At 40.1% G+C, this 21,884-nt stretch carries 19 protein-coding genes; 13 read left to right on the forward strand and 6 right to left on the reverse strand.

Translation table 11 applies throughout. The annotated features are described in order from the left end of the window. Positions 1-224 precede the first annotated feature (224 nt). The 4 genes from J8L86_RS12890 to J8L86_RS12905 all read left to right on the forward strand — a co-directional run bounded on the left by J8L86_RS12890 (position 225) and on the right by J8L86_RS12905 (position 5,204). A complete protein-coding gene (locus J8L86_RS12890) occupies positions 225-1,202 on the forward strand; it encodes a DUF1852 domain-containing protein (RefSeq protein ID WP_211030796.1) in 978 nt (325 codons plus the stop codon). A 115-nt stretch (positions 1,203-1,317) separates the two neighbouring features. Further along, positions 1,318-2,370 (forward strand): methionine synthase, encoded by a 1,053-nt coding sequence (locus J8L86_RS12895; RefSeq protein ID WP_211030684.1) that lies wholly within the window; start codon positions 1,318-1,320, stop codon positions 2,368-2,370. Between the two features lie 693 nt (positions 2,371-3,063). Beyond that, positions 3,064-4,089, forward strand: a complete 1,026-nt coding sequence (locus J8L86_RS12900) for a hypothetical protein (protein ID WP_211030686.1) — start codon at positions 3,064-3,066, stop codon at positions 4,087-4,089. An 8-nt stretch (positions 4,090-4,097) separates the two neighbouring features. After that, complete coding sequence (locus tag J8L86_RS12905) at positions 4,098-5,204, forward strand: acyltransferase (RefSeq protein ID WP_211030688.1); 1,107 nt, start codon at positions 4,098-4,100, stop codon at positions 5,202-5,204. A gap of 541 nt (positions 5,205-5,745) precedes the next feature. Here J8L86_RS12905 and J8L86_RS12910 read toward each other — a convergent pair. Continuing rightward, positions 5,746-6,576 (reverse strand): sulfite exporter TauE/SafE family protein, encoded by an 831-nt coding sequence (locus J8L86_RS12910; RefSeq protein ID WP_211030690.1) that lies wholly within the window; start codon positions 6,574-6,576, stop codon positions 5,746-5,748. 371 nt (positions 6,577-6,947) lie between these two features. On the opposite strand from J8L86_RS12910, the gene J8L86_RS12915 reads away from it, so the two are divergent. The 3 genes from J8L86_RS12915 (at position 6,948) to J8L86_RS12925 (ending at position 9,503) form a co-directional block, all read left to right on the forward strand. After that, positions 6,948-7,562 (forward strand): tetratricopeptide repeat protein, encoded by a 615-nt coding sequence (locus J8L86_RS12915; protein ID WP_211030692.1) that lies wholly within the window; start codon positions 6,948-6,950, stop codon positions 7,560-7,562. A 388-nt stretch (positions 7,563-7,950) separates the two neighbouring features. Then, positions 7,951-8,871 carry a hypothetical protein gene (locus J8L86_RS12920; protein ID WP_211030694.1) on the forward strand — a complete coding sequence of 307 codons (921 nt, stop codon included), beginning with the start codon at positions 7,951-7,953 and terminating at the stop codon, positions 8,869-8,871. Further along, complete coding sequence (locus J8L86_RS12925; RefSeq protein ID WP_211030696.1) at positions 8,871-9,503, forward strand: hypothetical protein; 633 nt, start codon at positions 8,871-8,873, stop codon at positions 9,501-9,503. The genes J8L86_RS12920 and J8L86_RS12925 overlap by 1 nt, the downstream gene beginning before the upstream one ends. A 100-nt stretch (positions 9,504-9,603) precedes the next feature. On the opposite strand, the gene J8L86_RS12930 is transcribed toward J8L86_RS12925, so the two are convergent. After that, positions 9,604-10,356 (reverse strand): zinc metallopeptidase, encoded by a 753-nt coding sequence (locus tag J8L86_RS12930; RefSeq protein WP_247663390.1) that lies wholly within the window; start codon positions 10,354-10,356, stop codon positions 9,604-9,606. A gap of 135 nt (positions 10,357-10,491) precedes the next feature. Here J8L86_RS12930 and J8L86_RS12935 point away from each other — a divergent pair, with 135 nt between their 5' ends. Next, positions 10,492-11,211 carry a flagellar brake protein gene (locus J8L86_RS12935; RefSeq protein WP_211030698.1) on the forward strand — a complete coding sequence of 240 codons (720 nt, stop codon included), beginning with the start codon at positions 10,492-10,494 and terminating at the stop codon, positions 11,209-11,211. A 167-nt stretch (positions 11,212-11,378) separates the two neighbouring features. Here the strand turns inward: J8L86_RS12935 and J8L86_RS12940 are convergent, their stop codons facing one another. The 3 genes from J8L86_RS12940 to J8L86_RS12950 all read right to left on the reverse strand — a co-directional run bounded on the left by J8L86_RS12940 (position 11,379) and on the right by J8L86_RS12950 (position 14,607). After that, entirely contained in the window at positions 11,379-12,248 is an 870-nt protein-coding gene (locus J8L86_RS12940; RefSeq protein ID WP_211030700.1) for a hypothetical protein, read from the reverse strand. Between the two features lie 375 nt (positions 12,249-12,623). Then, on the reverse strand, positions 12,624-14,267 hold the full coding sequence (gene groL, locus J8L86_RS12945; RefSeq protein ID WP_211030702.1) for a chaperonin GroEL: 1,644 nt from the start codon (positions 14,265-14,267) through the stop codon (positions 12,624-12,626). Positions 14,268-14,316: 49 nt separating this feature from the next. After that, entirely contained in the window at positions 14,317-14,607 is a 291-nt protein-coding gene (locus J8L86_RS12950) for a co-chaperone GroES (RefSeq protein ID WP_055022857.1), read from the reverse strand. A 223-nt stretch (positions 14,608-14,830) separates the two neighbouring features. Here J8L86_RS12950 and J8L86_RS12955 point away from each other — a divergent pair, with 223 nt between their 5' ends. Together J8L86_RS12955 and J8L86_RS12960 are read left to right on the forward strand one after the other, a co-directional pair. Continuing rightward, the gene (locus J8L86_RS12955; protein WP_211030704.1) at positions 14,831-16,246 is read left to right on the forward strand and encodes an MATE family efflux transporter; all 1,416 of its coding nucleotides are present in this window, start codon (positions 14,831-14,833) and stop codon (positions 16,244-16,246) included. 159 nt (positions 16,247-16,405) lie between these two features. After that, positions 16,406-16,768, forward strand: coding sequence for a hypothetical protein (locus J8L86_RS12960; RefSeq protein WP_211030706.1), 363 nt, complete (start codon positions 16,406-16,408; stop codon positions 16,766-16,768). Between the two features lie 152 nt (positions 16,769-16,920). On the opposite strand, the gene J8L86_RS12965 is transcribed toward J8L86_RS12960, so the two are convergent. Next, positions 16,921-17,511 (reverse strand): FxsA family protein, encoded by a 591-nt coding sequence (locus J8L86_RS12965; protein ID WP_119967774.1) that lies wholly within the window; start codon positions 17,509-17,511, stop codon positions 16,921-16,923. Positions 17,512-17,763: 252 nt separating this feature from the next. Between J8L86_RS12965 and cutA the strand changes: the two genes are divergently transcribed. The 3 genes from cutA (at position 17,764) to J8L86_RS12980 (ending at position 21,783) form a co-directional block, all read left to right on the forward strand. Continuing rightward, the gene (gene cutA, locus J8L86_RS12970) at positions 17,764-18,087 is read left to right on the forward strand and encodes a divalent-cation tolerance protein CutA (protein ID WP_065109676.1); all 324 of its coding nucleotides are present in this window, start codon (positions 17,764-17,766) and stop codon (positions 18,085-18,087) included. Further along, a complete protein-coding gene (locus J8L86_RS12975; RefSeq protein WP_211030707.1) occupies positions 18,084-19,946 on the forward strand; it encodes a protein-disulfide reductase DsbD in 1,863 nt (620 codons plus the stop codon). The genes cutA and J8L86_RS12975 overlap by 4 nt, the downstream gene beginning before the upstream one ends. Positions 19,947-20,100: 154 nt before the next feature. Then, on the forward strand, positions 20,101-21,783 hold the full coding sequence (locus J8L86_RS12980; RefSeq protein WP_211030709.1) for a cation:proton antiporter family protein: 1,683 nt from the start codon (positions 20,101-20,103) through the stop codon (positions 21,781-21,783). The last annotated feature ends 101 nt before the right edge of the window (positions 21,784-21,884 follow it).

Consider the following 21,884-nt stretch of genomic DNA (forward strand, 5'->3'; position numbering starts at 1 on the left):
GTGTATAAACGTAAGCGATTAGCATGACGCGAAAGCCAACATGAACAACGCTCATGTTGCAGCGGAAATTTAATCAATTTTCATCATCTACCTAAACACGTATAAAACACACTCGGCTTACAAAAAAGATGAAGACTAATCGAAGGCACCTTCAGATGGAATTGAAAGCCAAGCAAGCATTAGCGACAGGTTCAGGGTTTATTACGGAAAAGGGACAGCAGATCATGAGTAACAGTTTTACATTTTCGATTAAAAATATTTGTCTTGATGAAAACTACCAGCCATCAGACAGCACTCGCATTACCACTAACTTTGCCAACTTAGCCAGAGGCGAAAGTCGTCAGCAGAACTTACGAAACGCATTGACGATGATCGATAACAGTTTTAATGCCCTCGCCTATTGGGATAACCCAAAAGGTGATCGATACTCTGTCGAACTTGAAATCATTTCTGTAGATATGGAAATTGAAGGAAATAATCAAGCCTTCCCATCAATTGAGATATTGAAAACCCATATAGTAGATCATCACACCAAGGAACGGATTGAAGGCATTGTTGGCAATAACTTTTCATCTTACGTGCGAGATTATGACTTTAGCGTCTTACTGTCTGAGCATAATAAAGGTCAAAGCCAATTTAGTATCCCTGATACCTTTGGCGATCTGCATGGCAAATTGTTTAAGTATTTCGTGAACTCAGATACCTATAAGCAGCACTTCAAAAAAACACCGGTTATTTGCCTGAGTGTATCAGACAACAAAACCTACCAGCGAACGGGTAATCAACATCCATTATTGGGGTTTGAGTATCAGCCCAATGAGTCATCGTTAACCGAGCAATACTTCAAAAAAATGGGCTTACAGGTTCGCTACTTTATGCCGCCTAAAAGTGTTGCACCATTAGCGTTCTACTTTTTTGGCGATTTACTGAATGATTACAGCAACCTTGAGTTAATTAGCACCATCAGCACAATGGAAACCTTTCAAAAAATTTACCGACCTGAAATTTATAATGCCAATGCGGTGGCAGGAAACTGCTATCAGCCTAATTTGAAAAACCAAGACCACTCGCTCACGCAAATTATTTATGACCGAGAAGAGCGCAGTAAGTTAGCAGTGAAACAAGGCAAGTTTGCAGAAGAACACTTCATCAAACCTTACCAATCCTTACTTAACCAATGGTCTGCTAATTACGCAGTTTAAGTACTCATTTTAAGTACTCATTTTAAGTACTCATTTTAAGTACTCATTTTAGCAATAACATTAGGCGATGACATTAAGCTACACACGCTAAAATTTAAGGTATCGCAGCATTATTATGAAAACAAATACACAAACACCTCTACTGCCAACATCAACAGCGGGCAGCTTACCGAAACCGTCATGGCTTGCAGAGCCTGAGGCCTTATGGTCGCCTTGGAAATTACAAGGCAAGGAATTAATTGATGGTAAACACGATGCATTGCGCCTGTCGTTACATGAACAGCAACAAGCAGGGATTGATATCGTCAGTGATGGCGAGCAAACCCGTCAGCACTTTGTGACCACCTTTATCGAGCACTTAACTGGCGTCGACTTTGAAAACCGAAAAACGGTTAAAATACGTGACCGTTATGATGCGAGCGTGCCAACCGTTATCGGCGCAGTTTCACGTCCTAAATCGGTTTTTGTTGAAGATGCTAAAGTACTACGCCAGCAAACTAAGCAACCCATTAAATGGGCCTTACCTGGCCCAATGACCATGATAGACACCCTCTATGATGACCATTACCACAGCCGCGAGAAACTCGCTTGGGAGTTTGCCAAAATACTTAATCAAGAGGCGAAAGAGTTAGAAGCTGCAGGGGTTGATATCATCCAATTTGATGAGCCTGCATTTAACGTGTTTTTTGACGAAGTGAATGAATGGGGGATTGCGTGTTTAGAGCGAGCCATCGAAGGCCTAAAATGCGAAACCGCGGTGCATATTTGCTATGGCTACGGCATTAAAGCCAACACAGATTGGAAAAAGACCTTAGGCACAGAGTGGCGCCAATACGAGCAGGCCTTTCCTAAACTGCAGCAGTCTACTATCGATATTATCTCGTTAGAATGTCATAACTCCCATGTGCCCATCGAACTGCTTGAGCTAATACGAGGTAAAAAGGTCATGGTCGGCGCGATTGATGTGGCCACCGACACCATCGAAACACCAGAAGAAGTCGCTAACACCCTGCGTGAAGCACTCCAGTATGTGGATGCCGACAAGCTGTACCCATGTACTAACTGCGGCATGGCACCTTTATCACGTGATGTCGCAAGAGGCAAGTTACAGGCGTTAACAGCTGGAGCTGACATCGTTAGAAAAGAACTAACAATGAGCACACGATAAAAGCTAAAAATCCTACGCTAGAAAAGTTAATGGCAAGTGCTCAACCGGAGCACTTGCCCAATCAACCTAAAGTGAGAAACTAAACAGATAGCAAATAGGTATCAAAATGGAAAGTCCAAATATAAAACTAAACAAATAGCTATAAAAAGGTTAACTAAGTCCGTACCCACGAAGACCAGCAATGAACTTTACCCTAGGGGGCAGAATAAATCGCTGTAGAAAAAGGCTTCTTACCACGAATTTATGTTTCTAGCCTTAACTATTTCAGCGTGACGAGGTAATGTATCCTTCTCTGCAATATATACAAAAATACAATTAAAATAATGAAATAGCTTGAAAGAGTTTGCTCTACCCTCATTTATTCCCCCCAACTATTCTTTTTTAACATTTCGTCGCCTTTAACCAATGAATCAGGACATAGAACTAAAGTTTGTTAGGAAAAAATCCGCCATTTTTTGCGTTATTACTTGCCTTGTGACAGTTACTTATTAGATGGTACAAAAGCACAAATTTGAAAGAGTGTTCAATATTCACACTGGACGCAGATGCCAAAACAATTGTTAATAAATAGTAAAAACAAAAATAAAAAAATGATAGACTGTCAGGAAGCATTCTATTTTGTAAGCAAGCAACTCAAACGTCATTGAGCTATTTTAAAAAATTATTTTCCCTGAAAATAAAAGGATTTTTTTAATGTCAGCGATTTCACACTCTTCTTTCAGAAATCCTCAATTTGATATATTTTTTATCTTACTATTGCCTGTATTTGCCATTGCAGTTGCATCTATTGCTAGCACTTCCTCAATTTTGTACAACCTTATATTTTCATTAAATATATTTTTCTTAGGCTATCATCACGTCATTTCAACCTATACAAGGCTAGGCATATCACAGTTAAGTGATTCAGAAACGCGATTTTTGACCTTGATTTTACCATTTATTGTAATAGCTTTTGTTTTTACGTGTATTTATATTAACTCTTCATGGCTAATATCAACTATATACCTACATTGGCAATGGTGGCATTACACACGGCAAAGCGAAGGCGTGTCAAAAGCCATACGATATAAAGTCCAAAGCAGTGAAGGTGGCAATGAACTATTTAATCGAATAGTATTTTATGCGGTACCTATAGCTGCTTTCTCATTCATGTCAGCAAGGAATCCAAATACGTTCCTATTTATGGAAGTAAAAACTCTTCCAATATCTATGTCCGTTGCTATCGCTCTAGTTTGTATAGTAATTATTATTCAGTGCATATGGCTGTATAACCAAATAGGAGCTCTTCGTAGCGGTAAATTAAAACCAAGACATTTTGGGTATTTACTAAGCCACCAAACAATATACTGGGTAGCTTATGCTTTATTCACCGATATTAATGTTGGCTGGCTCGCTATCAACATATGGCATAACTCTCAATATATTTCTTTTGTATGGCATTACAACTCACAAAAATTTCAAAAAGGGTTTGATAAAAACCACCCTGTTATTTCTTGGTTAAGTCAGCAAGGATATCTAAGAGTTTTTTGCTATTTCTCCGTTTCTATTCTCGTTACTTATTTCTTTTATTCTGGAGTAGATTGGTCTATCAAGCAGCTGTCTCCTTACACATCATTACCTTTAATTGTCATTGCTTACCAAAGCATTAATTTCCATCACTATATCGTAGATACATGTATATGGAAGCTTAGAAAAAAGTCAATTCGTGAAAACATATAGGCCCATGATTGATTATTAAAAATCCACCTATGATGATTGAATCCCTTTCTGGAATAAGAGCTCTAGCAATTTTACTAGTTCTTTTTCGCCATGGAGTTAAAGGAGCTTTGGAAAAGTTCAACATTAATATCGACTCTCCTTTTGTAATATTCATGATTAATGGTTGGAGCGGTGTAGATTTGTTTTTTGTATTAAGCGGTTTTTTAATTGGTTACCATTTGCAAAACCGATGGCCTAACGAACCTTCAAAATTCGAGAGTTTCATAAGAAGTTACATCTATAAACGGTGCGTTAGAATTTTGCCAATATACTATGCTTCTATTGCCGTCGTACTGTTACTTCCTGCAAGTATATATAGTATACATAGCCATAATGTTACTTATGATCTAGCTATTCACAGTGTATTCTTACAAGATTACTTAGGCTCTAACTTTATTGTATCTCTTTGGAGTCTGGCTTCTGAAATTAAGTTTTATATTTTAGCCCCCCTCATACTTTATTTTTTTTTAAAAGTTAACAGTAAAATCCTGTTGATAATCACTTTTACCGTTATTAGTTTAATACTTTACAGTCAATACATAGCTCTTAGTGAAGAACTCAGCTTCATTTCATATAGTCACTTTTTTTGGAAGTACAGAGCACCATTTCATTACGCTTTTTTGGGGCTGTTTATCGGTATGATACTGGCTACCTTTTATGCCAGAGATGGAATTCCCTTATGGATAAAAAATAAAGGAAATATCGTCGTTCTTTTTTCTCTAGCATTGCTTACCTTTATATTATCCTCACAAAGCTATGCTAGTGATAATGCTAACTGGCTTCTTACTATCTTCATAATTGCAATATCTATCGCTTTATATAGCTTATTAATCCTCGGAGCGATCTACTCTAAAAGCCTAATCAATAAAATTCTAAGCTCAAAAATAAGCCACTTCATCTCAAAGATTTCATATCCACTTTACGCAATTCATATGGTCGTTATCCCGTATAGCCTTCAACTTTCGAACTCAATATTGCAATTCGTAGTAATTTATATTTTATCAAGTGTATTAAGTGCATATATTTTACACATTTTTATTGAGAATCCTTTTATGAAACTCAAGAGAAATTTTTAAATTCTCGGCTATATCCTAGATATTAACAGTCTTATATGTAGTGGAATGTTGAAAAGGGTTTGGTTTTATTAAGCCAACAACTAGCACTGATAAAGCAAATGTTTAAATCCACCTCACCACACTAAAACACTTGACTCGAAAGCCTATAGTGGGTAACGAAATCAGTTTTATAAGGTAGTTATAACGTCACGGTAAAATGAAGGCGTCAAAGCAAATAATGAAGGGACAAGACTTTCAATTATCACTCTCATAATATTAATAAAATGAAGTGATATGATTCTGTGAGATGTTTATTTTGACCTCACTTTTTAACTTGTTTTCGAATACAGAAAGTCGTGGCGCATAGCCCACGCCAGACTAAAGGGAAACATTTAGCCAGCAGATCCACTTGAGATAGATTGAAAAAGTTTACTCTGACCTTGACGAACCCGAGAACCAAAGCAACACACCAGTCGTCTGTAAAATAAGCTATTTAGTGTTCAACAAGAACACTATAGCTATAAACTCATCTTAAGTCTCTAAAGCAGTTTATAGGAAATGCTTATATAAGCAACTGAGCTAACATTCTTAAGCCTGTTATGAGCAATACTACTGCAAATATTCTCTTCAATTTTCTCGCATCCAATTTGACTGCCAATATGGCCCCAACAGGTGCAAATAATACTGTTAGCGGCACAATGCAGATAAACCCCACCAGATTAACCAAACCCAAAGTGCCAGCTGGCGCATCGCTTGGGGTACTACCTAATACCAACATAGTAAGCGCTGCAGGCAAGGATATTATTAGCCCTATTGCAGCAGCAGTCCCGACAGCCTTATGCGCCGGATAGTTGTACAAAGTAAGCAATGGCACCGAAATAGTCCCACCACCAATGCCAACCATTGAGCTGAAAAAACCAATCGATGTTCCCATCAACGTTTGACCAGCTCTACCCGGCAATGCGTTAAACAACGCAGGTTTACCTGTTCTAAATAACATATTGAGCGCCGACAGCACCGCAATCATCCCAAACAGAATGGTCAATAACGTGCCATCAACGCGAGTCACTAACCAACTGCCCAGCAATACACCACATAGAATAAATACAAACCAAGCTTTCAGCAGATGAACATCCACATTACCTTTATGATGATGCGATCGTATTGAGCTAATAGAGGTCGGCACTATGGTCGCAAGCGAAGTCGCGGTCGCCACCAACATCGCCGACTCAGCTGATACGCCAAAGCTTTGGAACAAGAAAAACAGCACAGGCACAATAACAATCCCGCCGCCGACACCTAACAAACCCGCTAAAATTCCAGCGAAAACGCCAGTGGCCACCAAGGCCAAAAAGGTCGATATATTCGCGGTTATAAATTCAAAGATATTCATTAATCAAACTTCTATTTGTTTATTATGTCAGTTGAATGAATTGTAAATAAACTCACTCGATTGATGAATTGAATTGCATTCATCAACACATGAGTGAAATTCAATATGAGCGTATAAGTTTTTCTTTAAAAATTTAGAAAGATTCACTCTTTCACACTTAATTTCTAGCTATAACGAGTTACAAGGGAGCTAAAAGTGATGTTAATTCGTTAATTGCTCAATTGACGGCTTATTTGAATATCAAAAAGTTCGATACTTTTTTACTATTCCCTAATACTCAAAAAAGAGATAAATATGTATCAGAATTGGTACATCTTCGATTTTGCGATGCTGAAATTGAATATAGATCATAAACTGTCAAAGGATTGAATATGAAAATCATTATTTATGTGATGTTGTTTGTTTCAACAACGAGCTTTTCTTTTGCATCCTCAGAGTTTTGTGAGACCACATGCGCAGAAGAAGTTCGAGCATTTCGCCAGTACTCTAGAGAAAATGTCCCGTTAGCACATATGGCCTTAGCTCACGTTTATATGCTTGGTAATGGCGTGGATGTGAGTCATAGCCGTGGCATTTACTACTTAAAAAAAGCTGCACAGTTAGACTTCCCGCCAGCACATTATCAATTAGGCTTGTATTACATGTATGGGATGTATGTTGAACAAGATTTTAAGCTGGCAGAAAAATGGATGGAAAAGGCCTCACAAAGTGACCTACGCGATTCGATTGTAATGAGGAATAAATTAGAGTCCATATTGGATGGTTCAGAGCCGCCTATTGAAATAAAACAACCCGCGGCTCAAGAATCGATAAAAAAGGAAACCTTATATGATAAAGAAGGCAGAGAAATAGAGCGAATTACCGTATCGACAAATATGGCTTATTCACACGTGGTAGATACGTTAAAGAACTTGAATTGCAGCAACTGTAGAGGGCACAGGGTGGTTTTCGGGTTCGTGCCTTATATCTTGCCTAGCACCGACTAACTTATTGCGCTTAGAACAACATATAAACTGTCACATCTAATATCTAATAGGTTTTTGGCTAAGAGAAAATAACGCAATCCTAACGGAACGTAATGCTAATATACTTTAATAAAAGCCCAGAATTGCTAGGTTTCAGGGCTTTATAATTTCTTACCCAAGAAGTTTAGCTTCAAGCTTTCAGCTTTAACCAGCAATGAATTTGAAATGAGTGTTGGAACAAAATAATAAATAAAATTATTTTTCTGTATTGATACTAACTGGCCTCGATACATCATTAAGAATGTATTAAAGCTTTTAAATAGCTATTAAGACTAGATTACATAAATCACACAGCAAGGTACAATTGACATTATAAAAAGGATTGAGACACGAAATATAAGGATATTCCATGTCAGCTTATGCCAAAAGAGCGACCCACGATTACCAAAGAAAAAAACAACTCACCAAAATATTATCAGGTAACGAACATACCTTAGTACAAATGAACGCTGCCGAATTCATTGAACTAAATATTAGTCACAAACTAAAACAGGGGATGACTAAAGAGCAAGCTGTAAATGAAGTGGGCGAAGTACTTTCCAATGCATCTGCAGCAGGCAAACAATATTGGGATAAATACCGAGACTCGATTAAAACATTAAGCGGTTTTATACCGGTATTTGATGATAGTATCGCACTAGGTGCACTAGCAATTGAAATGCAGCGAAGTGGGAATGTTTTCAATAAATATAAGCTCGCAACTTATTCTGGTAAATCCTTTATCATATTCCAAGGATATGCAGGTCTTAGAAGAGATCTTACTGGCACTCGATATTTAGCCAACAACCCTAAGGTCATCTCCATGGGGATAGGAAAAGTTGGAGCACTGAAAACTATTAAGACAGGTGGGGTTGTTACCATTCTGATTTCTGCAACATTTCATGCATATGATCAATTGATGAGCGATGAAAAAACCTGGCATGATTTTGTTGCAGGTATGGCCGTTGATATTGTAATAGCTGCTGGCAGCATGACTATTGCTTGGGGATTAGTTTTCACAGCAGCGGCCTTCACAACGGTCGTAATTGGCAGTTTAGCAGTTATTGTTGTCACAGGTACATTGATCGGTATTTTTAGTTCAATGCTTATAGATAACACATATTGGTCTAACAAATTAGTTGGAGCACTAATTTTATTAGAAAAAGATTTACAGACTCATACTTCAAATTTAAATAATAAAATTAATAAAGCTGTAAGACAATATAATAATGATCCTTTACTGTTTCTGCACAATCTATTTGGCATTCCATATCGAGTAATTAACTACTAATGACTAAACAGGAAGTTAAGCATATTGAAAATCCTATGAGTAAACAAAAATTAAAATTTTTGTCACTATTATTCATCTGTCTCTTTACTTTTATGTTCTATGTCTGCGGGAATGTCTTTTTTGAAGAAATAAGCAACATAGACAAAATAAGAGATGGTCGTATTTATATTGCTAACAGAGATCTCGCATTTGGCGCAATTTTCTTTATTCCAATATTAGCAGCCATGGACTATATGTTTCTGCTCGTTTTTATGGAAAAGTTCAAAGATAATATAATGAAAACAATCATAAAAACTGCAGCTATATCAATACCATTGATAATAATTTCAAGTGTCATGTACAGCTTTTGGATTGGTTCAGAATTAAGAGGTTATGGTTACTCCTATTGTGCGGCCTACGGTTCAGCAACGAGGGGAACACCATCAATATGGGTCAAATCGGAGTACTACTGCCAAGAACGAGCTTGGAAAGTAAGATTAGAACTCTATGAATATTTGGACAAATGGGATGAAATCAATCAAGAGCCTAGCGAAAAAGAACTGAACACTGCAATTCTTACTATGCTAGAAAATAACCCTCTCTATCGTCGAGAGCATGGATTATCTGATCTTAAAAGAAGAAAACCTTTATAAGGTTAAGCATATGAAAGCCTCTGCTTCGTTAGGTATCAGAGCTTTGATTTTCGTCTTATTGATATAGTTTTTTTAAATTGACCCTGACCCACTTATCCTATTAACGACGTAGCACCGCTATCCAGCGGCCAAGATTGAGTAAGCTGGCAAGCGAGCCAGCCACGTAGGTGAGCGCCGCTGCTTTTAGGATCTTCTCCGCATGTTTTAGGTCACCGTCATGCAGATAATTGCCCTCTTTTAGTATGGGCAGCGCCTTGCCATAACTGGCGTCGAACTCCACTGGCAAAGTCACCAGATGTGCAATAGTGCTCAACCCCATCGACAGCACGCCAATCAAAATGGTCAACGCGCCAGCCTGCGGTATACGGGTTAGCATAAAGACCACTGGCGCCGCGAACATCATTATGCCAGCAATTCGCTCACCGACCATCGCAGCTCTAGCGAGCTTCTGTCTTGCAAGAAATAGAGATTCGCCGCGAGAGTCCTGCAGCGCATGTCCGACCTCATGGGCAGCGACAGTCACAGCAGTCAGGGAGTAACCAGAATAGTTATCTGGCGTTAGGCGAACAGCCTTAGCGGTGGGATCATAATGATCACCGTCGGGAGTTTCTTCAACCTTGACGTCATGCAGGCCAAAACGATCTAGAAGGTGACGTGCAAGTTCACCACCGCTACCTTGCTGACGGTAGCGATCTGCAGGCTGCTTAAACTTGTTAATGATGTGATTGACCCACAAGCCGGGCAAGAATACGCAGCCAGCAATGACAATAAGTAGAATGATCCATAGCATGAAAACAAGTATGCCATAAACGGGCATATAACTCTCACCATGATGACTCAAGGGCATTAGCATTGGTTGACTCTTTTTTATTATTTCCCATCAAGCTTGGCGCCAAATGGCAAATTAGTAGCCTATTTATCCGTTAGCATAAGTCTAAATCTAGACTTATTTTAGGCTGCGGCCTATTTATCACGAGGTGGCATTAGAGTGACTAATAAACGCGTACAGCTTGTTACTGAACCAGAGAAAATCAATCACACTTTAGGTTTGCTTAATGCTGATAGTCAAATTGACATCGAGTTCGCTTTTTTTAGTAACGAGCGCATCAAAGGTCGTGTTGTAGGTGCTCAAGCTGGCAAGTACTTTCTAGTGGCGTTACCTAAAACGGTATTTCGTACTCAAGAAAATATGCTAGTTGAAGGACAGACTGTGGTCGTAAGATCAATTATTGAAGGTGACACAGGTGCCTGCGTTGCCTTTAAAGTCCGTATTCAGTCGGTAAGTCGAGCTCCCTATTATCTGTTGTTTATCGACTTCCCAAAAAAATTAGAGATGATTAGCCTGCGCAAACAGGCAAGGTTGAGTACTCAGCTCCCAGCTAGCTTGAGCGTTCAGCAAGCTAACTCTGAGCAACGTAGTCAAGTACTGACTGGAACAATCCATGATATTTCGGTATCGGGTTGTCGCTTTAAAACCGATAGCCAACCTAAAGCCTTGCATCATTTAGACCGATTGATTGAGCTAGCTATTAGTTTAGACGCGAGTACTGTGCCACTTAAAATCAAGGCCAAAGTGAGCAATAGTAATGCTGGTCGTAATGGAGTGCTGTCATTAGGAATAGAGTTTTTGAGCGAGCAAATGAGTCCCAAAATCAATCAACAACTCGCTCAGCTTCTGCAATATCCTATGCTCCCTAAAGCTAGCTAAAGAAATAACTGGAAGCAGAGTAAACTTAAACCAAATGATGCTTCCTCTCACGATCAAAAAGCCCCGATACTTAACGGTATCGGGGCTTTAATTTTCATTCAACTAGTATTCTGTAGGTATAAACTAGGAAAAGTTTATTCTTACCCAATTATTATTGATGATAATTTTTAATTTAACCTTACTGGCTGTACAGCTTCAATCAATGCTGTTACATCTACATTATTAAGTTTTCCAGATTTGACCTTAGTATTCAGGTATTGCTCAAACTTTTGAGTCACATAAACATCATCCATCCACTTTCTAAACTCGCCTAAAGCATCGACTGGATAAATCCATGCCATGGGATCTCTTTGGGGAAAGTCTTCAGGAAATTTATGCTGGTGCTTACATCTTTCACCAAACCGAGTGCTTAAATTATTATTTGTCCAATGTTTTCCCCAAGCAATACCAACACTAATATCCGGCATTGTTTGATGGTCAAAAGGCATCCCTCCTCGTATTCCTGAAATAACTAAATTAGCAATTTCAGAAAACACACTAAAATAACCCGAAGGTAAGTCATTTAAAGTAATCCTAGCGTGATAGGTTTTCCAATAGTGTGGGAGGTTGTCCTCAACATTATAACCAGTTCGTTCATAGATAAATTTTCTAAGAGTTAACTTTGCTAAATTACGATAGTTGAGTTGAGCTTGCTGAGATGGTGTCTGACTATCAAAAGCATAATACTCAAGGATAGCCATACAATTAGTATCATTGATCGCATGGTAAGTCTTACCATCAACCTTGATAGGTACATAAAGCTGGCTAGGGTCACCATTTTGAGATGTTATTAAACGTTCTATGGATTTACCTCTTGGTTTGAGGCGGAGCTCTGCCCAATCCTTAACTAAAGTAATAATTACACTGGGTGCAACACCACATAAAGATGCAAGTCCTCTTGCCCCTAAATAAGGAATCCCATTACTCATAACCCCCATTTCTATACCATCAGGAGACGTGTGCTTAACTGAAGATAACTGCAGATCGTACTGTTCCATTAAATTTCCTCAAACTGATTAGATACCCATATTATTAATGGGGTTGAAGGGTTCAAAATTCAACCAGCAAATACGATTATATTACTGAATTATCGAAATATTTACTCATCACTAAAAACCTTAGAGTAAGTTGGGGCAGAGTAAACTAATTCTTAAATTACCCAATTAACAAAAAGCCCCGATACCTAACGGTATCGGGGCTTTCACTTTCTTTTGCAAGAAGTTCGGTTCTAAGTTTTTAGGCTTTAGACCAACATCAACAATAATCATCTAACGCAGGAAAAATTGACTAGTACGAGGCGCTGCAAGCGAAGCATACGTTTTGTGTATGTGAGCGAGTAGCAACACAGTAATAGCCAATTTTAACCAGTTAGATTACATGCCCATGCCGCCCATACCGCCCATTCCACCCATACCGCCCATATCAGGCGCTGCAGCTTCTTGTGGAATTTCAGCTACCATTGCTTCTGTTGTGATCATAAGACCTGCAATAGATGCTGCAAACTGTAGTGCACTACGGGTTACTTTAGTTGGGTCAAGAATACCCATTTCTAGCATGTCGCCGTAAGTGTCGTTACCTGCGTTGTAACCGTAGTTGCCGTTACCATTTTTCACGTTGTTAGCCACAACTGATGCTTCTTCACCTGCGTTAGTCGCGATTTGACGAAGTGGTGCTTCCATTGAACGTAGTGCGATAATAACGCCGTGTTTTTGATCTTCGTTGCTCACTTCAACTTCAGCAATTTTAGATGCAACACGTACTAGCGCTACCCCGCCTCCTGGTACAACACCTTCTTCAACTGCAGCACGAGTTGCATGTAATGCATCTTCTACGCGCGCTTTTTTCTCTTTCATTTCAACTTCTGTCGCTGCGCCAACTTTAATCACTGCAACACCGCCAGCTAACTTAGCCATACGCTCTTGTAGCTTTTCTTTGTCGTAGTCAGACGTTGATTCTTCAACTTGTTGTTTGATTTGCGATACGCGTGCAGAGATTTGAACTTGCTCGCCGTTACCATCGATGATGGTTGCGTTATCTTTAGTGATAACTACGCGCTTAGCTGTACCTAAATCTTCTAATGTCGCTTTTTCAATTTCAAGACCGATTTCTTCCGCGATAACAGTACCGCCAGTTAAAATCGCGATATCTTGAAGCATTGCTTTACGACGATCACCAAAGCCTGGTGCTTTAACAGCAGCGACTTTAACGATACCGCGCATGTTGTTTACAACTAATGTTGCTAATGCTTCACCTTCAACGTCTTCTGCAACGATAAGCAATGGCTTACCTGTTTTTGCTAGACCTTCAAGAATCGGTAGTAATTCACGGATGTTAGAGATTTTCTTATCAACTAATAAGATAAATGGAGAATCTAACTCTACGCTGCCAGTTTCTGGCTTGTTGATGAAGTATGGTGATAGGTAACCACGGTCAAACTGCATACCTTCAACAACGTCTAATTCGTTTTCTAGTGCTTGGCCTTCTTCAACAGTGATCACGCCTTCTTTACCGACGCGCTCCATTGCAGTAGCAATGATTTCACCGATTGATTCGTCAGAGTTAGCTGAAATAGTACCAACCTGAGCAATCGCTTTAGAATCTGAACACTCTTGAGACAATGCTTTAAGCTCAGTCACGGCGGCAACAACGGCTTTGTCGATACCACGCTTAAGATCCATTGGGTTCATACCCGCGGCAACAGCCTTAAGACCTTCTGTCACAATTGATTGTGCAAGAACAGTAGCGGTAGTGGTACCGTCACCCGCAGCGTCATTGGCTTTAGAAGCAACTTCTTTCACCATTTGTGCGCCCATGTTTTCGAACTTATCTTCTAGTTCGATTTCTTTTGCTACCGATACACCATCTTTAGTGATTAGCGGTGCGCCAAAGCTTTTGTCTAAAACGACGTTACGACCTTTAGGGCCTAGCGTCACTTTTACTGCGTTTGCAAGAATGTTTACGCCGTCTAGCATTTTAACGCGTGCGTCACTGCCAAATTTCACTTCTTTTGCTGACATTTTTCTGTTCCTTAAAATTTGTTGATTGAAAGCGATTTAATAGCGCGGATTAACCTACAACTGCCATTAAGTCAGATTCAGATAGGATAAGAACTTCTTCACCATCAATCTTTTCTTTCTTCACACCGTAACCTTCATTGAAAATCACTACGTCGCCGACTTTTACGTCAAGGGCTTTAACTTCACCGTTTTCTAAGATGCGACCATTGCCTACAGCTAGGATTTCACCACGTGTTGATACTTCTGCAGCGCTACCAGTTAATACGATGCCACCCGCTGAAGTTGACTCAACCTCTAAACGTTTTACGATTACGCGGTCATGTAATGGACGAATATTCATCTACGGACTCTCCTAATGATTGCTGCCCACAAACGAGGCGGTTTAAACAAATGATAAGGGTATTTACCCTTTGATGAATGATATATGGGGGTAGATGATCACAGTTCCAAGGGGCTTTTCTAAAAAACTGCGATTTTTTTGTAAAATTTGTAGCGAGTATTTATTAATACAGAATGAATGCTGGTAGTATTTGCCTCCCGTTTTCGTGTTTAAGTCGAGATTAATGATAGATAAACACGGGTTACTCAGCGCACCCATTGGCCGCGTGCTATTTAACATGAGTTTCCCTAACCTTATCGGTATCCTCACCATTTATGGTGGAAGCCTTATAGATACGTTTTTCATTAGCCAATTAGGGACTGATGCGCTTACTGCTGTCAGTTTTACTTTTCCTGTCGCTGTTGTTTTTGCAAGTATTGCAATAGGCATTGGTGCCGCTGTATCAACAAACTTAGCAAGGCTCATTGGCGCTGGTCATCATGATAAAGCGAAAAATTTCTTGTTTGATGCCCTATTACTGACGTTTTTATTAGTCAGTGTCCTGGTGTCAGTAGGAATTATGGCCATTGACCCATTGTTTACCCTAATGGGGGCAAACGAAAAAACGTTACCACTGATCCACGATTACATGCTGATTTGGTTCATCAGTGCTCCACTTTTAGTCTTATTAATGGTCGGTAACCAAGGAATAAGAGCAACTGGTGACACCCGCTCACCAGCAATTATTATGTCTGTTGCCGCCATTATTAATCTGGTTTTAGATCCCTTCCTTATTTTTGGTATCGGGCCATTTCCACGATTAGAAATCCAAGGGGCTGCCATTGCGACATTGGTCTCTTGGGTCGTTTCATTTACCGTGTCTGTTTATATCTTAGTGTTTAAAAAACAAATCCTCGAAATGATGAGTTTATGTAAGCTAAGGATAAAAAAGAACTGGAAAACATTAGGTCACATTGCACGACCTGCCGCCTTAATGAATATGCTAAATCCTATTGCCAATGGGGTGATATTAGCCATGCTAGCCCGAGCAGACCAAGCCGCTGTGGCAGCTTATGGGGCAGGTATTCGCTTAGAAACCTTATTTATTGTAGTCACCATGGCGATGACCTCCAGTCTTATGCCATTTGTTGGGCAAAACCTCGGGGCCGGACAACACAAGCGAGCCAAAGAAGGCATGTTGCTCGCACTACGGTTTGCATTTGTGTTTCAAAGCTTAATGTATATTCCAATATTGTTAAGTGGCGAATCCATTGCTAAGTTGTTCAGTAGCGACCCTTTAGTCATCGATTGGCTGAGTTTTTATATTCAAGTATTGCCTGCTGCGTACGGCTGGCTGGCTATCGTTATCATGTTTGCCACCTGTTTAAATGCCTACCACCGACCACTCAAGTCATTAGTCATTAATGTCATCAGGTTGTTTGGATTGATGTTGCCACTGGCTGCTTTAGGCATGTATTTGGGCGGCGTAAAAGGCTTGCTTATTGCTATACCAGTGACTAACGTCATTATGGGAATAGCCTGTTACATTATGGCTTGCAGAATAACTGAACACCCTTCGGTTAAGTACACCAATAATAACTCAAATGGTAATAGCGGTAGTGATAGTGGCGTTACAAACTCTGCTGACAGCGTTATCTAAGCCATCTGGAATCTAACATCTGGCGCTTTAGCAACTTATCAAGATGACGATTTATTAATTTGTATTACTTGCCCAATGTGTCATAACGTAGCGTTATACAGGTTTATGTAACCGAGTGTCATGACGCAAGCATTCAAGGAAGAATATGAGGAATCATTTATGAGTAAACCCATTAATGCCGCGCTACTCAATGCCTTTGTCTGCCCTGGCACAGGACATTTATATTTGGGCAAAAAGGCAATGGGTTGGGGTATTATCATCACCTGTTTTGCCAGTTTATGCGCCATGATGATTGTGGTTATCGAGCGAGCTCAAGCCATAGCCGATGATATTGTCGCAGGTAACATCGCCTTAGACTTTACAGCCATATATAGCGCAGTGCACGCGAGTGTCACTGCCAACTTACCCACGTCGGCCACTTTGGCAATGTACGCCTTTTTACTCTGTTGGATTGGTGGCACCATTAGCGCTTTTATAATGGGTAAAAAAATGGATGATGCCGTTGCTCATTCCAGTGATTAATATTTGCTAAGCAGTAACAAAAAACATAACTAAAAAGCCGGCTGAGTATTCTCAGCCGGCTTTCTTTTTTAGTCGCATTTATACGAAATGGGCAGTCTTTCCTTAATTGCGTCAGCATTAAGGTATATAGCGCAGTGACTTAAATCGCGTCGCTATTTCGTTTTTTCATCTTCTGACTTTTCGTCGCTTTTTGGCGTGATATCTTTCACTTCAACTTGATGAGTTTCTGGGGTTAATTCACTTGGATCGAATTTACGCTCAAAGTCGCCATCGAACGTATTACCGTTATCTCCATGACGGCCTTGATCAAATGGATTTTGACCAAAACCTTGTTGACCAAACGGGTTTTGTCCAGCTTGTCCTTGAAAACCGCCACCAGCAACAACTCGCATTTGCATGCGTTTAAAAATATAACTCGCAATCGGCGAGCGAGTGATGGGGGTAAGCAGTAATAAACCAATAAAGTCAGTCACAAACCCTGGGAATAACAGTAATAAACCAGCAGCAGCAAGCATCATACCTTCAACAATTTCTTTGCCTGGCGCTTCGCCACGCTCAAGCTTAGATTGCACAGACATCAAGGTGCTCAAGCCTTGGCTACGAACCAATGACACACCCACAATCGCAGTTAAAAACACTAATGCAATGGTATTTAATGAGCCGAACACTTCACCTACTGAAATCAGTACTGATAATTCAATAGCAGGGACAAGAATAAACACTAAAAATATAACTAACAGCATGTTGGCCTCAATTTTTTCATTGGCTATGAACGATATATGGGGGTAGTCGGGTCTTAATTCAAGACGCGTCACGATAATCATTAATGACTAATGCAACCGATTACAAAAAATCGTACAGTATTGCTTTATTGTGAATAATGAAAATTAGTTGCAATAAAGGGTCGTGATAAATATACCAGCCTTGGCAATCACCTATTTTAGGTTATTAAGCTTAAGCTAACTTTAAGATAAACCAAAGATGATAGACTCCCTATGTCAGCAGCGTATTTATTAGTTATAACAACTTGTCCTGATATTGCCAGTGCCAAGAAACTGGCTAGTGCCTTAGTCGATGCAAAGCTGGCAGCATGCGTACAACTGTATCCACAAATGGAGTCAGTCTATGTATGGGAGGATGAGGTTTGTCATAGTAGTGAAGTAGGAATGCACATAAAATGTTTGGCCTGTCATTATGATGCCATTGAACAATTAGTGATCCAACAACACCCTTATGAAGTACCAGAGTTAATCGCTGTGCCGATCGCTCAAGGCTTGCCAAACTATTTACAATGGATAAAAGAAACTTCTCAATCATGAAAAAAATATTTGCGCTTATATTTACCACTTTACTGCTGCTCTCCCCTTTAGCTCACAGTGAAGACATTTTTAGCAACAGTAATAAATTCAGTTTTTTGCAAGATGAGCCTGAATTAATGCCCGTTGAAGAAGCTTTTGTATTTGATTACCAGCAAAAAGGTAATCAAGTCGCCATAAGCTTTGTCATTGCTGACGGTTACTACATGTACCGCGACAAACTGCAATTTAGTGCCGATGGCGCTGTGATTGGTGATATTGACCTCCCCAAAGGCAAGATGCACGATGACGAGTACTTTGGCGAGCAAGCCGTTTACTATTCATTTGTTACATTGCCATTAGCGATAAAAGAAGCCGCTGACGATGCCAAAGTACAAGTAACCTTTATGGGCTGTGCTGAAGGCAAGCTATGTTACCCACCAACCAAGCGTGATGTCATTTTAGATGCGGTTGAAGCAAACGACGGTAAAATTGCAACGAAAAAAGCCATCATCGGCGATGCTTATGCAGCAAAGAAAGCGGCTGATAACGCCTCAGAAAACACTGACACACAAGCGCCAATTACTCAGCAAGATAGTTTGAGCCAGATGTTAGCTAACGACAGTCTAATGTGGACCTTAATTATCTTTTTTGGTTTAGGTATTGGATTAGCGTTAACCCCATGTGTATTCCCAATGTACCCTATTTTGTCTGGCATTATTGTTGGCCAAGGCAAGCAGTTATCAACGGCTAAAGCATTCACCTTATCGATGGCCTATGTTCAAGGTATGGCCATCACCTATTCGCTATTAGGTTTAGTGGTAGCTTCTGCCGGAATGAAGTTTCAAGCGGCGCTGCAGCATCCCGCTATCTTAATCTTCTTAGCCGTCATGTTTGTGCTATTAAGTTTATCGATGTTTGGTCTGTACGAGCTGCGTCTACCTGGTAAATGGCAAGACAAAATGAACACCCTGTCGAATAACCAAAAAGGTGGCAACCTTGTTGGCGTATTCTTTATGGGCGTGATTTCAGGCTTAGTGGCCTCCCCTTGTACTACTGCGCCGCTGTCTGGTGCGCTTATTTATGTTGCACAAAGTGGTGATCTGCTCCAAGGCTTCTTAGCCTTGTATGTATTAAGCATGGGCATGGGGGTTCCCCTTCTTATTATTGGTACATCTGGTGGTAAGCTGTTACCTCGTGCAGGTGCATGGATGGATATCATCAAGACCATCTTCGGTTTCTTACTGATTTCGGTATCGATTGTGATGGTCGGCCGTATCTGGCCTGGCGTAGTATCTGATGTACTGTGGTCAATTTGGGGCATTAGCTTAACTGGCTACTTAATGCACCAGAATAAACTTTCAGAATTTAACTGGAAGCAAACCACTCGAGGCGTGCTACTGATGCTGACTTTGCTTGCTAGTTTCTCGTATGGTTTCCAAGCGGTAATGTCTGCATTGGGGATGCAAGCGCCTTCAATGAGCACTCAAATTAGTCAAACAGCTAAAGTTGAGCATGCTGAGTTTACAATTATTAAATCTGTAGAAGATTTAGAAGTTGAACTCGATAAGGCCAGTATTAGTGGCAAAACCGTAATGTTAGATTTATACGCCGACTGGTGTGTGGCGTGTAAAGAGTTTGAAAACATTACCTTTGTTGCCCCTGAAGTGATGGCACGTTTAGATCAAATGGTGTTACTACAAGCTGATGTCACTAAGAGTGATGCGATTGATGTGGAATTGCTAGAACATTTCAGCGTATTAGGCTTACCTACCTTGTTGATGTTTGATGAAAATGGCAACCAACGTGAAGATTTACGAGTAACAGGCTTTATGGGGCCTAAACCGTTTGCTGAACACCTAGATTTATTACTTAAAAAATAATTTCACCACATAGTAAGCTACTGATAAATGGTCAATTTAGTAATTAAATTGGCCATTTTTTTATTTCATACGCAATTTTTAATATCAAGTTAATTAATTTCTTATACAATCTACTTACCTACAACCTCTTTTCAACAACTAGACTTAAGGCATTATGGAACCAGCAATTTTCATTATTACCCTTCTTTGCGGCATGCTAGTCAGCCGAGTGGGACTCCCTCCGCTCATTGGTTATTTAGCGGCCGGCTTCTTACTGTTTATCTTTGGCGTACAAGATGAAAGTGTTCCACTGCTACAAGAGTTAGCAGACTTAGGCGTCATGTTGTTACTGTTCGCCATTGGCTTAAAGCTGGATGTTAAAAGTTTACTTAAGTCGGAGATTTGGGCCAGTTCCAGTCTTCACTTAGTTGGCTCAATTCTATTCTTTTTACCTATCCTTAAATTGTTAGGCTTGGTTGGCTTAGATAGATTGGTTGATCTTGAAATGAACCAACTATTGCTGCTGAGCTTCGCATTAAGCTTCTCCAGTACGGTATTTGCCGTTAAAGTGCTAGATGAAAACGGTGATGGCCAAGCGTTATACGGCCGTATCGCTATTGGTATCTTGATCATGCAAGATATCTTCGCTGTCTTGTTCTTAACTATCTCTAAAGGTGAATTCCCCTCAGTTTATGCTCTGGGTTTATTGTTATTGCCGCTGTTAAAACCGGTTATTTATAAAGTGTTTGATCGTGTTGGCCACGGTGAAATGCTAATTCTATTTGGTCTTGCTATGGCATTGGTTATGGGCGCTTGGGTATTTGAGGCGGTCGGATTAAAGCCAGATTTAGGCGCCTTGATCATGGGGATTTTACTTGCTGGTCACGCTAAATCCTCTGAGCTGGCCAAATCAATTTATTACTTTAAAGAACTGTTCTTAGTGGCGTTCTTTTTAACGATTGGCTTAAATGGACTACCAACCATTGAAGATGTCGGTTTAGCAGGCCTATTGGTACTATTAGTGCCGTTTAAAATCATGCTGTTCTTTGTCATATTAACTCGCTTTAAACTGCGTGCTCGTACATCAATGTTTGCATCGTTTAACTTAGGTAATTACAGTGAGTTTGGCTTAATCGTAGCAGCCGTGGCCGCGCAAAAAGGCTGGTTACCTGCTGAGTGGCTGATTATTCTCGCCGTAGCGTTAAGTATTAGCTTTTTAATTGCAGCGCCGCTGAATGCCAGCGTCAACCGCATTTATCAGCGTTTTCAGACAACAGTAACGACCTTAGAAAAGCACCCATTGCATCCTGAAGACAGACAAATTCCTGTCGGCAATCCACGCTTTTTGATTCTAGGTATGGGCCGCATTGGCTCGGGCGCCTACGATGAGCTTCGAAGTAAATATAAAGGCGAAATTCTAGGAATTGAACATAAACAAGATTTGGTCGATTTTCATCGTAATGAGGGCCGTAATGTGGTGCAAGGTGATGCCAGCGATACCGACTTTTGGGAAAAGCTTGAGCGTGCCCCAAGTCTAGAACTCGTGTTACTTGCCATGCCGCACCATGTGGGGAATATGTTTGCTGTAGAGCAACTGAAAAAACTGGAGTATAAAGGCAAAATTAGTGCGATAGTCCAGTACTCAGAAGATGCACTGTCACTCAAAGAGCAAGGTGTAGACAGCGTATATAACTTGTACGAAGCTGCTGGTGCAGGTTTTGTGGATAATGTCATCCATGAGTTATTAGAGCCTGTCATTGAAGACGAACAAGACAATTCACAAGACAATTCACAAGACAATTCACAAGATAAGGCTGTCGCGTCTGATGAAATAAACCAAATTCTCAGTAAGCCATAGCTTCTCAGTAATAGCATAGCGTGACACGCTAACGTGAATCTATCTGCGCCTTATGGTTTCATAAGGCGCTTTTTTATGCTCATATTTTATCTACAATGCCT

Source organism: Shewanella sp. MMG014, assembly GCF_018100775.1.
GTDB classification, from domain to species: domain Bacteria; phylum Pseudomonadota; class Gammaproteobacteria; order Enterobacterales; family Shewanellaceae; genus Shewanella; species Shewanella japonica.